Source organism: Streptomyces rubellomurinus (genome assembly GCF_000961885.1).
Lineage (GTDB): Bacteria > Actinomycetota > Actinomycetes > Streptomycetales > Streptomycetaceae > Kitasatospora > Kitasatospora rubellomurina.
Genome location: NZ_JZKH01000057.1, coordinates 36470 through 50683 on the forward strand (window position 1 = coordinate 36470; position 14214 = coordinate 50683).

The 14214-nt window shown below is 75.7% G+C and carries 16 protein-coding genes and 1 pseudogene; 6 read left to right on the forward strand and 11 right to left on the reverse strand.

The genetic code is table 11. The annotated features are described in order from the left end of the window. Positions 1 to 25: 25 nt before the first annotated feature. Entirely contained in the window at positions 26 to 640 is a 615-nt protein-coding gene (locus VM95_RS24720) for a hypothetical protein (protein WP_045700297.1), read from the forward strand. Next, positions 637 to 1176 carry a hypothetical protein gene (locus tag VM95_RS43795; RefSeq protein WP_045700299.1) on the forward strand — a complete coding sequence of 180 codons (540 nt, stop codon included), beginning with the start codon at positions 637 to 639 and terminating at the stop codon, positions 1174 to 1176. The genes VM95_RS24720 and VM95_RS43795 overlap by 4 nt, the downstream gene beginning before the upstream one ends. Positions 1177 to 1287: 111 nt before the next feature. Here VM95_RS43795 and VM95_RS24730 read toward each other — a convergent pair whose 3' ends face one another. The 3 genes from VM95_RS24730 to VM95_RS24740 all read right to left on the reverse strand — a co-directional run bounded on the left by VM95_RS24730 (position 1288) and on the right by VM95_RS24740 (position 2792). Next, on the reverse strand, positions 1288 to 1455 hold the full coding sequence (locus VM95_RS24730) for a hypothetical protein (protein WP_045700301.1): 168 nt from the start codon (positions 1453 to 1455) through the stop codon (positions 1288 to 1290). Between the two features lie 161 nt (positions 1456 to 1616). Continuing rightward, positions 1617 to 2573, reverse strand: coding sequence for an NmrA/HSCARG family protein (locus VM95_RS24735; RefSeq protein ID WP_045700305.1), 957 nt, complete (start codon positions 2571 to 2573; stop codon positions 1617 to 1619). 12 nt (positions 2574 to 2585) lie between these two features. Beyond that, entirely contained in the window at positions 2586 to 2792 is a 207-nt protein-coding gene (locus tag VM95_RS24740; RefSeq protein ID WP_157882190.1) for a hypothetical protein, read from the reverse strand. 281 nt (positions 2793 to 3073) lie between these two features. Between VM95_RS24740 and VM95_RS24745 the strand changes: the two genes are divergently transcribed. Then, positions 3074 to 4117 (forward strand): hypothetical protein, encoded by a 1044-nt coding sequence (locus VM95_RS24745; RefSeq protein ID WP_045700309.1) that lies wholly within the window; start codon positions 3074 to 3076, stop codon positions 4115 to 4117. Between the two features lie 45 nt (positions 4118 to 4162). On the opposite strand, the gene VM95_RS24750 is transcribed toward VM95_RS24745, so the two are convergent. The 4 genes from VM95_RS24750 to VM95_RS24765 form a co-directional block, all read right to left on the reverse strand. Further along, entirely contained in the window at positions 4163 to 4519 is a 357-nt protein-coding gene (locus VM95_RS24750; protein ID WP_045700311.1) for a DUF488 domain-containing protein, read from the reverse strand. A gap of 41 nt (positions 4520 to 4560) precedes the next feature. Further along, positions 4561 to 4998 (reverse strand): universal stress protein, encoded by a 438-nt coding sequence (locus VM95_RS24755; RefSeq protein ID WP_045700313.1) that lies wholly within the window; start codon positions 4996 to 4998, stop codon positions 4561 to 4563. A gap of 110 nt (positions 4999 to 5108) precedes the next feature. Continuing rightward, positions 5109 to 5576, reverse strand: coding sequence for a hypothetical protein (locus VM95_RS24760; protein WP_045700315.1), 468 nt, complete (start codon positions 5574 to 5576; stop codon positions 5109 to 5111). Then, positions 5573 to 9163 carry a hydantoinase B/oxoprolinase family protein gene (locus VM95_RS24765; protein ID WP_045700317.1) on the reverse strand — a complete coding sequence of 1197 codons (3591 nt, stop codon included), beginning with the start codon at positions 9161 to 9163 and terminating at the stop codon, positions 5573 to 5575. The genes VM95_RS24760 and VM95_RS24765 overlap by 4 nt, the downstream gene beginning before the upstream one ends. A gap of 142 nt (positions 9164 to 9305) precedes the next feature. On the opposite strand from VM95_RS24765, the gene VM95_RS24770 reads away from it, so the two are divergent. After that, positions 9306 to 9872 carry a DUF4240 domain-containing protein gene (locus VM95_RS24770; RefSeq protein ID WP_045700357.1) on the forward strand — a complete coding sequence of 189 codons (567 nt, stop codon included), beginning with the start codon at positions 9306 to 9308 and terminating at the stop codon, positions 9870 to 9872. A gap of 13 nt (positions 9873 to 9885) precedes the next feature. Here the strand turns inward: VM95_RS24770 and VM95_RS24775 are convergent, their stop codons facing one another. The 4 genes from VM95_RS24775 to VM95_RS24790 all read right to left on the reverse strand — a co-directional run bounded on the left by VM95_RS24775 (position 9886) and on the right by VM95_RS24790 (position 12686). Beyond that, entirely contained in the window at positions 9886 to 10527 is a 642-nt protein-coding gene (locus VM95_RS24775) for a hypothetical protein (RefSeq protein ID WP_157882191.1), read from the reverse strand. 80 nt (positions 10528 to 10607) lie between these two features. Next, on the reverse strand, positions 10608 to 10871 hold the full coding sequence (locus VM95_RS24780; protein WP_045700321.1) for a hypothetical protein: 264 nt from the start codon (positions 10869 to 10871) through the stop codon (positions 10608 to 10610). 10 nt (positions 10872 to 10881) lie between these two features. Continuing rightward, on the reverse strand, positions 10882 to 12147 hold the full coding sequence (locus VM95_RS24785; RefSeq protein WP_045700360.1) for an MFS transporter: 1266 nt from the start codon (positions 12145 to 12147) through the stop codon (positions 10882 to 10884). Then, entirely contained in the window at positions 12144 to 12686 is a 543-nt protein-coding gene (locus tag VM95_RS24790) for a MarR family winged helix-turn-helix transcriptional regulator (protein ID WP_045700323.1), read from the reverse strand. The genes VM95_RS24785 and VM95_RS24790 overlap by 4 nt, the downstream gene beginning before the upstream one ends. 187 nt (positions 12687 to 12873) lie before the next feature. On the opposite strand from VM95_RS24790, the gene VM95_RS24795 reads away from it, so the two are divergent. Together VM95_RS24795 and VM95_RS24800 are read left to right on the forward strand one after the other, a co-directional pair. Next, positions 12874 to 13653, forward strand: coding sequence for an SDR family oxidoreductase (locus tag VM95_RS24795; protein WP_045700325.1), 780 nt, complete (start codon positions 12874 to 12876; stop codon positions 13651 to 13653). A gap of 166 nt (positions 13654 to 13819) precedes the next feature. Further along, a pseudogene (locus tag VM95_RS24800) lies at positions 13820 to 14214 on the forward strand (hypothetical protein); the annotation flags it as partial.

Here is a 14214-nt window from a genome sequence, read left to right on the forward strand (position 1 = left end):
GGACCTAGGAAACAAGGAGGGCCCGATGTCGACAGGAGAACTGGTCGCGATCATCGTGCCGATCGCCGTCGTGGTGGTCCTCGTCGCGGCGGTGCTGTGGTTCGTCAACCGCCGCCGCCGGCTGCGGGAACGCTTCGGCCCCGAGTACGAGCGGACCGTGGACCGGTCGGACAGCAGGCTGGCGGCCGAACGCGAGCTGCGGGAGCGCGAACTGCGCCACCGTGAGCTGGACATCCGACCGTTGACGGTCGAGGCGAGGCAGCGCTACGGCCGGGACTGGACCCATGTGCAACAGGAGTTCGTGGACCGGCCCGGTGAAGCGGTGCAGGACGCCGACCGCCTGGTCACCACGCTCATGCGGGACCGCGGCTACCCGACGGAGGACTACGAACAGCGGCTGCGCGACCTGTCGGTCGAGCACGGCCGCACCCTGGAGCACTACCGGGCCGCGCACGCCGTCAACAGCCGGGCCGACCGCGGCGAGGCCACCACCGAGGAACTGCGCGGCGCGATGGTGCACTACCACGCGCTGTTCGACGAGCTCCTCGACGGCGGTCCGGGCGGGACGGGCGGGACGGGCGGCCCGGGCGAACCGGGGAGGGGCGGGACGGAACGAGGCGGAACGGAGCGACCGAGATGACACCGATGAACCACGACGACGAGCGACGGACGTCGACCGAGGACATCCTCGCGGGTGTGCGGGCCGACGAGGAACCGGTGACGCGGGAACGGCCCGTCTACCCCGGCGAGGCCACCACCGCGGCGCAGGAGCCGCGGACGGACGATCCGGAGCGTCCGGAGTACGCGGAGGACCGGGAGGAACCGGACGGCGGAGCGGAAGCGGCCGGAGGAACGACCGGCCGGGCCGTCGAGGGCGAGCCGCGGGCCGACGGCGACCGGGAGGGACACGACCCCCTCCTGCCGCCGGACGAGGCGGACGAACTGCGCACCCGGTGGCAGGAGATCCAGACCCGCTTCGTCGACGACCCCCGCGAGGCGGTGCGCGACGCGGACGAGCTGGTCGCCGATCTGATGCGGCGCCTGGCCGAGTACTTCGCGGGCCGCAAACAGGGCCTGGAGAGCCGCTGGAACCGTGACGGGGAGACGGACACGGAGGAACTCCGCATGGCGCTGAAGCAGTACCGCGCCTTCTTCGACCGGCTGCTCAGCAGCTGAGCGGACGGTCGAACGGGACCGGAAAACGGGACCGGAGCGGCCCTCGGGCCGCTCCGGTCCCGTACTCCGGAGCCGGTCAGGGCCGGCCCCGCTCGGAGGCGGTGCGGATGGTCACCATCGGTACCACCGGCCGCGGCTGCCGCCGCTTCCCGCGGTGAAGACGAATCCGAGGACCCAGATGACGAGGACGGCCAGGGCGATCCACCACAGGATGTGGATGGCGAAGCCGGCGCCGCCCAGGATCAGGGCCAGGAGCAGGACGAGGACGAGGATCAGCACGGGAATCGGCCCTTTCTTCGAGGTACGGACGTTCGGACACGGCGTGTGCCCGACCAGGGCCGATCCATTCAGCTGCGCACGAATCCGTTTTCGCGTATTTCGTGACATCCCTCCGCCGCCGCCCGTGCCGACGCCCGTACCGTCGGTGACCAGCACGGAGGTCAGTCGGCCAGCGCCGCGCGCAGTTCCGCGCGGTGGGCCGTCAGCCAGTCGCCGAAGTCCTGGAGCTGCGGGTCGAGCAGCCGGACGGAGGCCGGGTCGCGCGGGGCGAGGAAGCGGCGCTCGCAGTCGGCGTAGTACTGGAACATGTTCCCCGCCTCCTGCGCCCCCGGGAAGTCCTGCGCCCGGAACGCGTCCGGGGTCAGCGGCCGGTACGTCACCGGCTCGCCGAGGGCGGTCGTCATGGCCGCCGCCATCTCGGTGAGCGTCAGGGCCTCGCCGGCGATGCTCACGGTGGCGCCGATCAGGTCGGTGCCCCGCCGCAGGATCGCCAGGGCGGTGCGCCCGACGTCCTGGACGGCGATGCCCGCGAGCCGGCTGGTGCCCATCGGGAGGACCAGTCGCAGGGCACCGTCCTCGCCGCGCTGGGGGTGGAACGGGCCGAGCAGGTTCTCCCAGTAGAACGTCAGCCGCAGGAAGGTGGTCGGCACCCCGGCGTCGGTGAAGTAGTGGTCCGCCTCGGCCTTGCCGTCGAAGTGCGGCACCTTGAAGCGGCCCTGGAGCGTGGGCATCCGGTCGTCGTCGAGCGGGATGCAGTCCCGGGTGTCCTCCAGCGTCGACCACACCGCGTGCTGGAGGCCGGCGTGCTCGGCGGCGAGGGCGAGGGCCTTCGCCTGGGCCTGCTCCCGGTCGGCGGACATGTGCTCCCAGAAGTTGGTCACCAGGTACGCCCCGTACGCGCCGTCGAAGGCCCGCTCCAGGCTCGGCGGGTCGTCGAGGTCGGCCCGGACCACCTCGGCGCCCTCGCGTTGGAGGGCCCGGGCGGCGGCCGACTCGGGGTGCCGGGTGGCGGCCCGGACGGCGAAGGCGCCGTCCGGTTCGGCGAGGGCGGCGGCCGCGACGGAGCCGCCCTGACGGCCGGTCGCGCCGAGGACGGTGATGGTTCTGCGTGCTGACATGGCTCAGCCCCCTCACGGTGCGGCGGTGTCCGCCGCCGGGGGCTCCGGCCGGTCCTCGTCGTCCCGGCCGGCGGCCGGCGCGTCGGCGATCGACGGCCGGGGGTGCGGCGAACCGCTGCCGTCCAGCGGCGAGCGGTCGGGTTCCTCGTGCGGGGGGTGGCGGCGGTCGGTCGTCCGCCCGCGCATCGCCACGGCCCACGACCTTCGTCTGACGGTCATCACGGCCTCCGCTGGGTCCGGGGCGGGCGCCCGGTGCCCCGCCGGTACCGCGCGGCTACCCGCCTCGGTGCCGGCCAATCCGGCCCGGCCGCAGGCCCACCGTGGTCCCGGGGCCGGAGCCGGGTACCACGGTGGCGTTGGCCGCCCCGGCGGTCGTTCCGGAACCGGGACGTACGGAGCGGCTGCCCCGGATCCGCGTCGGCAATCGTCGGCAATCCCCGGCCCGGTCCCGGGGCTTCGGCCCGCTCGGGGCCGATGGCCCCCGGGGGTATCCTGCCGGGATGCCTTCGTCACACGGTAGGACCAGCACACCGCCGGGACCGGTCGAGGACCCGGCCGTCGTGCTGTCGGGCTACGGGCCGGTCGGCCGCGCCTACGCCGAGCGGCTGCTCGCCCGGGGCGAGGAGATCGCCCGGGAGCACGGCGTCCGGCCGAGGCTCGCGGCCGTACGGGTCGGAACCGCGCAGGTCCTGCCGCCGGACGGCGAGCCCGTCCCGGCGCGGGAGGCGTGGAGCCCGCTCGCGCCGCTGGAGCAGACCCTCGAACGGACCGGCGCCCGGGTGCTCGTCCAGGCCCTGCCCTCCTCGCCGCAGGCCCGGCAGCAGGCCGCCGAGGAGGCCGCGCTGGCGCTGCGCCGCGGGGTCCACGTGGTCACCGCGACCAAGAGCCACCTGCTCAGCCACTGGCGCGAGCTCGGCGAGGCCGCGCGGGCCGGCGGCAGCCTGATCCGGATCTCCGGGGCCACCGGCGCCGCCCTCCCGGCGGCGGACCTGGCCCGCACGGGGGTGCGCGGCCTCGGCTGCCGGACGATCCGGGCCTGCCCCAACGGGACGGCCACCTTCGTCCTCGACCGCCTGGCGGCCGGCGACGGCCTGGCCGAGGCGGTCCGCGAGGCGCAGCGCCGCGGCATCGCCGAGGCCGACCCCTCGGCCGACCTCTCCGGGGCCGACGCGGCCACCAAGGTCCGGCTGCTCGCCGCCCTCGTGTGGGGCTGGGACCCGTCGACCGTGCGCGTCGACACCCAGCCGGTGGACGAGCGGGCCGGCCGGGAGGCGGCGGCAGCCGCCGCGGACGGGCTGCGGCTGCGGGCGGTGGCGAGCGCCGCCGCGGACCGCCCGGCCGTGGTCGAGGTCCGGCTGGAGCGGACGGCCCCCGGCGACCCGCTGCACGGGCTCACCGGGCCGGAGAAGGCGGTCGTCTACGGCTGCCCCGACGCCGGGGACATCACCGTCAGCGGCGGCCGGTCCAGCCCGCTCGGCGCGGCGCTGGCGATGCTTCGGGACACCCTCGACGTCACGGCGCCGCGCCCGTTCGGCTTCGGCTGAGGCGCCCGCCGGTCACCGCTCCTGCGCCGTCAGCCAGTCAGCCAGTCAGCCAGTCAGCCAGTCGGCGAGCACGGCGGCCTGGCTGTGCTCCACGTCCTTGGTGGCGGTCAGCAGGGTGAGCGTGTCGTGGGCGGCGAGGTCGCGCAGGTGCCCGGCGGCCTCGCGGTGCCCGGCGTCCCGCAGCTCGGCGAGGTAGCGGCGGCGGAACTCGGCGAAGCGCGCCGGGTCGTGGCCGTACCAGCGGCGCAGCTCGGTCGACGGGGCGACGTCGCGCAGCCACTCGTCGAGGTGGGCGTCCGCCTTCGTCATCCCGCGCGGCCAGACGCGGTCGACCAGCACCCGCTGCCCGTCCCGCGGCGAGGACTCCTCGTAGATCCGGCGGTAGGCGATCCGTGCGGCCACGGCGGGCTCCTCTCGATCGTGCTCGGCGGCCCGCCGGGCGGTCACTGCGCGCGGACGATGACGACCGGGCAGTCGGCGTGCTGCGCGACGCGCGTGCTCACCGAGCCGAGCAGCGCCCGGGTGAAGCCGCCGTGGCCGTGGCTGCCGACCACCAGGACCTCGGCGCCCTGCGCCGCCTCCAGGAGGACGTCGGTGGGGTCGCCCAGCACCATCGCCCGGCGGACCGGGACGGGCTGGTCCGGGCCGATCACGGTGTCCAGCTGGTCGGCGAACCGCCGGTCGGCCAGCTCCCGGTCGAAGGTGGGGTCGACCACGGGGGCCGACCAGCCGAAGTGGCTCGGCGGCTCCCAGGCGCCGACCGCGTCCACCACCCCGCCGAGCAGCGCGGCGTGCCGGATCGCCCAGCGCAGCGCGGCGTGCGAGGACGGCGAGCCGTCCACGCCGACCACCACGCGGGGAGCGTTCTCGTTCGCGTCCATGTCCACCGTCCTGTCGCTCGTCGCCCCTTCCTCACGGTGCGGGCCGACCGACGCCGCCGCCAGTACGGCCCGGCACCCGGGTGACCCGGCGGCGGCGACGCACGTCGACGCTACGGAGCTGATCCGGCGGTGCCGCCGAGCCGCAGCTGGACGGCGAGGAGTGGCCCTTGGTGGTCGCGGTGCTCCTCGGAGAGGGGGCCGAGGGCGGCCAGGGCGTGGAGCATCGTGGTGACGTCGTCGGGGGTGCCGAGGAGGTCCGCGGTGATGCCGCCGACCGCGGTGAACCCGTGGCTCGCGGGGGCGGCGGTGGAGACGTCGAAGGTCTGGGAGACGGCCGGGGCCGGGCCCGGGGCCCGGACGGCTTCGGCGGCGCCGTCCGGGCGCGGTGCGGCGATCGTCCAGGTGCCCTCGGAGGTGAGCGTGGGCGGGTCGTCCCACGGGTTGCCGAGCCTGGTGCGGCCGCGGCCGGTGTGGGTCGGGAAGACGGCTTCGAGCCGGTCGAGGACGGCGTCGGCCGCGGTCGGCCCGCCGTCCGTGAGACGGACGAGCACGTGGCCGGGGGCGAGGGGCACGCTCATCGGCTGTCCTCCTGTTCGCCGTAGCCGCCCCCGCCGGGGGTGCGGAGTTCCAGGGCGTCGCCCGCGTTCAGGTCGGCGCTGCCGCAGCCGGGGAGGTCCTCGACGGTGCCGTCGGCGCGCAGCACGCGGTTGGTGCCGAGGGCGCCCGGGGAACCGCCGGCCAGGCCGTACGGGGGGACGCGGCGGTGGCCGGAGAGCAGGCTGACCGTCACCGGTTCGCGGAAGCGCAGCCGGCGCAGGGCGCCGTCGCCGCCGTGGTGGCGGCCGGCGCCGCCGCTGCCGGGGCGGACGGCGAACTCCTCGACCAGGACGGGCAGGCGGTGCTCCAGGACCTCGGGGTCGGTGAGGCGGGAGTTGGTCATGTGGGTCTGCACGGCGTCGGCGCCGTCGAAGTCCGGGCCGGCGCCGGAGCCGGAGGCGACGGTCTCGTAGTACTGGTGGTCCGCGTTGCCGAAGCTGAGGTTGTTCATCGTGCCCGAGCCCTCGGCCTGCACGCCGAGCGCGGCGAAGAGCGCGCCGACGACGGCCTGGGAGGTCTCGACGTTCCCGGCGGCGACGGCGGCCGGGTACTCGGGGGAGAGCATCGAGCCGGGCGGGACGACGATCTCCAGCGGGCGCAGGCAGCCGTCGTTGAGCGGGATGTCCTCGGCGACGAGGGTGCGGAAGACGTACAGCACGGCGGCGGTGACGACGGCGGAGGGGGCGTTGAGGTTGCCGTCGAGCTGGGGCGAGGTGCCGGTGAAGTCGATGACGGCGCGGCGCCGTTCGCGGTCGACCCGGACGGCGACGGCGATCACCGCGCCGGAGTCCGTCTCGTAGCGGTAGGAGCCGTCCGACAGGCCGTCGACGGTCCGGCGCACCGCCTGCTCGGCGTTGTCCTGGACGTGCCGCATGTAGGCCTGGACGACGTCGAGGCCGAAGTGCCGGATCATCGCGCCGACTTCGTCGACCCCCTTGCGGTTGGCGGCGATCTGGGCGCGCAGGTCGGCGAGGTTGGTGTCCGGGTCGCGGGAGGGGTACCGCGCCCCGGTGAGCAGGCGGACGGTCTCGGCCTCGCGCAGCCGCCCGTCGACCACCAGCGGCCAGGTGTCGAAGAGCACGCCCTCCTCCTCGATCCGGCGGCTCCCGGCGGGCATCGAGCCGGGGGTGATGCCGCCGATCTCGGCGTGGTGGCCGCGGGAGGCGACGAAGAACAGCACCTCCTCGCCGGAGTCGTCGAACACGGGCGTCACCACGGTGACGTCGGGCAGGTGGGTGCCGCCGTGGTACGGGTCGTTGACGGCATAGGTGTCGCCGGGGCGCAGCTCCGGGCCGCGGCGGCGGATCACCTCCTTGACGGTGGTGCCCATCGAGCCGAGGTGGACGGGTATGTGCGGGGCGTTGGCGACCAGGTTGCCGTCCGGGTCGAAGAGGGCGCAGGAGAAGTCCAGCCGCTCCTTGATGTTGACCGACTGGGCGGTGGACTCCAGCCGGGCGCCCATCTGTTGGGCGATCGCCATGAAGAGGTTGTTGAAGACCTCCAGCAGCACCGGGTCGGCGGCGGTGCCGACGTCCTCCCCGGCCGTGGCCCGGACCCGTTCGAGCAGCAGGTGCCCGGCGGGGGTGAGGGTCGCCCCCCAGCCGTCGTCGACGACGGTGGTGGCGTTGGCCTCGGCGATCACGGCAGGGCCGGTGACGGTGTCGCCCGCGCGCATCGACTCCCGCTGGAGGAGCGGGACTTGTCGCCGCTCGCCGCCGGTGTGCAGGGGGACGGTGGCGGGCTCGGCGGGGGCCTCCGGTGCGGTGGTGCCGGCGGCGAGGGCGTCGAGGCCGGGCTGCTCGGTGACACCGGTGCCCTCGACGGCCAGGGCCTCGATCACCAGCGGCCGGTCCATCAGGAAGGAGTAGGCGGCCCGGTGCCGCTCCTCGAACTCGGCCCGCATGGCGGCCGGTTCGGACAGCGGCACGCTGATGGTGGCGTCGGTGCCCCGGTAGCGCAGCCGGGCCCGGCGGGCCAGCCGGATGCGGTCCTGCGGCACGCCCTGGTCGCGCAGCTCGCCGGTGGCGGCGGCCGCCAGCTCGTCCGCCCGGTCCCGGACGGCGGCCATCTCCCCGTCCGCCAAGGGCCGTTCGACGGCGTGCTCGCGCAGCACCGTGGTGTCGGCCAGGCCGATGCCGAGCGCGGACAGCACGCCGGCCATCGGCGGGACCAGGACGGTGCGGATGCCCAGCTCCTCGGCCACCGGGCAGGCGACCTGGCCGCCCGCGCCGCCGAAGGTGGTCAGGGCGTAGCGGGTGACGTCGTGGCCCTGCTGGACGGAGATGCGCTTGATCGCGTTGGCGATGTTGCCCACCGCGATCCGCAGGAAGCCCTCGGCGGCCTCCTCCGCCGACATGTCGCCGATCTCGCCCGCCAGTTCGGTGAACTGACGTGCCGTCAGTTCGGTGTCGAGCGGCTGGTCGCCGTCCGGGCCGAAGACCCGGGGGAAGTGTTCGGCCTGGATCCGGCCGAGCAGCAGGTTGGCATCGGTGACGGTGAGCGGCCCGCCGCGCCGGTAGCAGGCGGGCCCCGGATCCGCGCCGGCCGAGTCCGGGCCGACCCGCAGCCGCTCCCCGTCGAAGCGCAGCACCGAGCCGCCGCCCGCCGCGACCGTCCGGATCGCCAGCATCGGCGCCCGCAGCCGCACCCCCGCGACCTGGGTGGTCACCACCCGCTCGTACTCGCCCGCGAAGTGCGAGACGTCCGTCGAGGTGCCGCCCATGTCGAAGCCGATCACCCGCTCGTAGCCGGCGAGTTCGGACATCCGCACCATGCCGACGATCCCGCCGGCCGGGCCGGACAGGATCGCGTCCTTGCCCCGGAAGTGCCCGGCCTCGGCGAGGCCCCCGTTCGACTGCATGAACATCAGCCGCACGCCGGTCAGTTCGTCCGCCACCCGCCGCACGTAGCGGCGCAGGCCCGGGCTGAGGTAGGCGTCCACCACGGCGGTGTCGCCGCGCGGCACCAGCTTCATCAGCGGGCTCGCCTCGCTCGACAGCGACACCTGATCGAAGCCGAGCCGCTCGGCGAGCCGGCCGATCTCCCGCTCGTGCGCCGGGTGCAGGTAGCTGTGCAGGCAGACCACGGCGAGCGAGCGGATGCCGTCGTCCAGGCAGGCCCGCAGCCGCTCGGCGAGCCCGTCCAGGTCGGGCGGGCGCAGCACCTCGCCGTCGGCGGTGATCCGCTCGTCGACCTCGACCACCCGGGCGTAGAGCGGCTCGGGCAGGGTGATCGCCCGGGCGAAGATCCGCGGGCGGTTCTGGTAGCCGATCCGCAGCGCGTCGGCGAACCCGCGGGTGATGACCAGCGCGGTCGGCTCGCCGGTGCGCTCCAGCAGGGCGTTGGTGGCCACCGTGGTGCCCATCCGGACGGCGTCGACGTCCGCCTCGATGCTCGCGCCCGGCGGCAGCAGGGCGCGGATGCCGGCCACCGCCGGGTCGCGGTAGCGGTCCGGATCGTGCGAGAGCAGCTTGTGGGTCAGCAGCCGGCCGTCCGGGGCGAGCGCGACCACGTCCGTGAAGGTGCCGCCCCGGTCCACCCAGAACTGCCAGCCCCTGGACGAGGCCATGACGGGCTCCCTCCACCGGGCCGACCCCGTCCCCAAGTATCCGGCCGGGTGGAGCGGGCGGGCAATCGGACCGGGCCGGCCGGACCGGGGCGGCCGGGCGCTTCCCGGCGGCCTGTCGGTGGGCCTGGCAGAGTCCCCGGTCATGGAGACCGACGAGTTCTGGACCCTCATCGAGACGGCGCGCGCGGCGGCGGACCGGCCCTTCGACGAGGCCTTGACCGACGTGCTGGCCGGGCTGCCGTTGGACCGCATCCTCGACTACGACGAGCGCTTCGACGCCGTCCACGCGTCCGTGTACCGGTGGGACGTGTGGGCGGCCGCCGAACTGATCATCGGCGGGTGCTCCGACGACGGCTTCATCGACTTCCGCGCGGGCCTCATCGGCCTCGGGCGGGAGTGGTTCGAGCGGGTGGCGGCCGCGCCCGACGCGCTCGCCGAGCACCCGCTGGTCAGGGGTTCTGTGGACGACCTGGAGGAGGCGCTGCTCCAGGAGGACGCCACCTACGCGGCGCTGCGGGCCCACGACCGGGTGACCGGGGTCGAGGGCAGCTGCTACGAGGCGCAGGAGGCCCGGGCGGCGGCGCGGCCGCAGCGCGCCGACGTCGAGCCGGACATGGGCGAGTCCTGGGACTTCGCGGACGACGGCGAGATGCGGCGGCGGCTGCCCCGGCTCGCGGCGCTCTGCCTCGACCGGGACGGCGAGGACTGACAGCGGGCGGACCTCAGCGCGCGGCGCGGGCGAGGAGCCCGGTGTGGCGGACGACGGCCGCCGCGCGGTCGGCGCACTGCTGGTAGCAGCAGGACAGCAGCACCAGGTCGGCGGTGTCGACCGGGTCCGTTCCACCGTCCGTCTCCGGGGCCAGCAGCAGCTCGTACAGCCCGCGCTGCCGCCGACCGACCTCGGGCAGCCGCGCGAGGACGTCCGCGATGTCCTCCGGCGCGCCGGACTCCAGGGCGTCGGCCGCCCGCGCGACCAGCTCCACGGCGGCGCCCGCGAGCCCGCGCAGGGGCGTGCGCAGCCGTTCGGCGAACGGCTCGCGCTCCTGGCGCGCCCAGGCGGCCTCCAGCAGGCGCTGCACCAGCTGCCCGAGCGCCTCCACCTCGCAGCCGACGTGCACGCCGAGGACGAGCCCGGTCGGGCCGCCGGGGACGACGGCGGCGGCGTCCTCCTCGATCCGCTCCCGCAGCTCCGCCAGCGCCTTCTCGGCGGTGGGGATGCCCGTGTCGCCGCCGCCGGGGTCCTCGGGATCGGTGAGGACGGCGCTCGCCGCGCGCAGCGCGGTGTGCGCCAGCCGTACCAGGGCCGCCAACTCGCCGATCAGGGCGCGGTGCTCGCCGTGCGGGCCGCCGGACATGCCGCTCACTCCCGTCCTCAAGGCCCCCCGACCAGTGTCCCGCCACGGGTGTCCATCGTCGCGGCCACGGGGCACCGAGCCCGGGTGCGTCAGCGTGCGGCGCCGGGTTCCAGGGGTCGGTGGAAGCGCCCGGTGGTGCGGTGCCAGGCGTAGGAGCCGGCCACCGCCGTCTTGAGGGCGTCGACGTAGGCCGTGGCGCGGACGGCCAGGGGCCCGGGGAGGCCGGCGTCGGCCAGGGCACGGACGAGGGCGGGGGCGACGGCGTGCTCCAGGGTGCGGACCCGGGCGGTGAGCAGGCGGTCCGCCCCTCGGCGAGTCGACCGCCCGCGCCCGTTCGTTCGCGGGCCCCCCAACCGCCCGATCCTACGCGGCCGTTGCCTCCTCGCGCCCGGGATCCCGGAGCGCCGCCCCGCCGGTCACGGCCCGCCGCAGCCCCGGCGTGCCGGCCGCTATCAGGGCGACGGCGCCGAGGCAGAGCAGCCCGCCCGCGACCACGGCCACCGTGCCGGAGGTGGCGCGCGCGACGAGCCCGCCCCGCAGGTTGCCGAGGTCCGGCCCCGCCTGCCCGACGATCTGCTCGACCGCCCCGACCCGGCCGAGCATGCCGCTCGGCGTGTGGGTCTGCACGAGGGTGCCGCGCGACACCACCGCCACGGTGTCGGCGGCGCCGGCCACGGCCAGGAACGCCAGGCCGGTCCACGCGTTCGACGCCAGGCCGAACAGTGCGAGGGCCGCACCCCAGGCCGCCGAGCCGCCCAGCATCACCAGGCCCGGCCGGGGCAGCCGGGTGAAGCTCCCGGAGAACAGCGACGCGGCGATGCCGCCGACCGCCAGCGCCGTCAGGAACAGCCCGAGCGTGCGCGGATCGTCGCCGAAGCGCTCCGCGTTGACCAGCGGGAACAGGCTGATCGGCATGGACAGCACGGTGGTCGCCAGGTCGGTGAGCAGCGCCCCGCGGACGACGGGCGTGCGGGCCAGGAACGCCAGCCCGTCCGCCACCCCGCGCAGCCCCGGCCGGGCCGGCTCGTCCCCGGGGCCCAGCCGGGGCAGCGCGAGCGCGCCGTGGCAGGCGGCGAGGAAGGTCAGTGCGTCGACCAGGTAGCAGGCGCCGACGCCCCGCCAGCCGACGATCAGCCCGCCCAGCGCCGGGCCCAGCAGCAGCGCGCCCTGGAAGGCGGCCATCCGCAGCGCCAGCCCGGCGGCCACCTGCTCCTTCGGCAGCAGCTGCGGGATGAACGTCCGGGACGCCGAGCCGCTCCCGGCCGCGAAGCAGGCCTGCGCCGCGACCAGCGCCAGCACCCCGCCGGCCGGCAGCCGGCCGAGGACCCCCTGCAGGGCGAGCAGCAGCGAGCACCCGGCCTGGCCGGCGGTGGTGACCAGGTAGAACGCGCGGCGGTCCACCCGGTCCACCAGGGAGCCGGCGAACAGTCCGAGCCCGACCAGCGGCACCGCCTGGGCCAGGCCGACCGCGCCCGTCCAGGCGGTGCTGCGGGTCGCCTCCCACACCTGGAACATCACCGCGACAAGCGTCATCTGGCTGCCGAACCAGGACAGCGCCTGCCCCGCCCACAGCCGGCGGAAGACGGGGGACGCGCGCAGCGGCGTCACGTCCAGCAGCGCGCCCCTCAGGCGTTCCACGACGGGTCCTCGGCCAGCTTCTCGGCGATCCGGTCGTGGAAGCTTCGGCGCTCCAGGGCCCGCTCGAGGTCGCTGACGACCCAGCTAAGCGCGTACGGGACCTCGGCCTCCAGCTCGGCGAGCGCCGCCTCGGTCGCCCGCCACTCCGCCGCCAGCCGGCCGACGACGCCGTGCGCCCGGTCGGTGAGCGTGACCTTCTTGCTGCGCGCGTCCTCGCCGGGGACGGTCTCCACCCACCCGGCCGCCCGCATCGCGGCGACCTTCTGGCTGAGCGCGGAGTGCGTCCGGCCGACCGACTCCGCGAGCTCGGTGATGGTCATCGGCCCGAGGGCGTGCAGCCGGAGCAGTTCCATCACGTAGCTCGGCTTGAGCCCGTCGACCCGGGCCTCGGCGTAGAGCCGGCCGATCTCGGCGTCCATCGACGCCTGGAGGAGTCGCAGTGGGCGCCACAGGCTCTGCCGGGTGGGGTCGGGATCGGGGTCGGGGGAAGGGGCGCGGTCCGGGGCGGGGGTGCGGTCGTCGTCGGCCATGGCGCCATCGTAACGGCACTTATATAAGTACTGTCGTAATTTGATCGGGGAGGCGGAGATCGCGAGGCCCGGACGGGCATCGGTTCCCCGGCTCCGGGCATGCATGAGGGATCGTCGGGCATCGGGCCCGGACGACCCGGAAGCGGCCCCGGACCGGCCGGTGCGGTACGAACGGAGCAAAACGGCCATGGGCGAACCGGACGGCAGGACGGCACTGGTGACCGGCGGCTCGCGCGGGATCGGACGGGCGGTCGCACAGCGGCTCGCCGCCGACGGCGCGCTGGTCGCGGTGCACTACGGCGGCAACGAGGAGGCGGCCGAGGAAACGGTGAAGTCGATCGCCGAGGCCGGCGGCCGGGCGTTCGCGGTGCGGGCCCGGTTCGGCGAGCGCGGCGCGCTGGACGAGCTGTTCGACGGCCTCGCCGCCGGACTGGCCGAACACGGCGAGGACGGCCTGGACGTGCTGGTCAACAACGCCGGCATCCACCTCGTCGGCTCGATCGGAAACCTCACCGAGGAGGAGTTCGACCGGGCGGTCACGATCAACGTGCGCACCCCGGTCTTCGTCATCCAGCGGGCGCTGCCGCTGCTCCGCGACGGCGGGCGGATCGTGAACGTGGCCTCCGCGGCCACCCGGATCGGCTCACCCCTCCAGATCGGCTACACCCTGAGCAAGGCGGCGCTGACGGCCCTCGCCGCGCCGCTCGCCAACGAGCTCGGCCGCCGCGGGATCACCGTGAACACCGTCAACCCCGGCGTCGTCCTCACCGACATGACGGCCGGGTGGACGAGCGCCCCCGAGGCGATGGCCGAGCTGGAGTCGATCACCGCCCTGGGCCGGATCGGACGGCCGGAGGACATCGCGGACGTCGTGGGCTTCCTGGCCTCCCCGCAGGGCGGCTGGGTGACCGGCCAGACCGTCGACGCCTCCGGCGGCACGTACCTCGGGCCGATCCCGCCGGCCTGACCGGGGGCGGGCCGCGCACGATCCGGGCCGGGCGAAAAAGCACGCGGGGAGGTGTGACAGTCCGCACGGCGTCGGCGCTGAACCATACGACCAGCGCGTCCGTCCGGCCCGTTCCGGCCGCGCTCGGGCAGGCCCGTGAACCGACTACCTCCCTGGACTCGATGCCGTGACCACCCACCTGGACCATGCGTGGCCGATCGCCGAGCGAGCGCCCGCCGAGACGTTCGCCCACGGTGACGAGACGGCGGGGGCACCGACGGTCGAGCTGCCGGCCGTCGCGGAACCGGTCGTCGCGGAACCGGTCGTCGCGGAACCGGCCGAGCCGGCGCCCCCGCCGGTGTTCGTGGACGAGTCCGGGCGGCGGCAGCGCCGGATGCGGCGGCTCGGGGCGGTGGCGGCCGTGCCGGCGGGCGGGTACCTGGTGCTGCTGGCGAGCACGCTGCTCGGCGGCCCGACCGTGAACGCGCCCTTCCTGCCGCTGCCGCAGCCCGCCGCGCCGAGCGCGCCCGCTCCGGCGGCGGCGCCGTCCGACGCGCCGTCCGCCGCCCCGGAGGCCGCGGC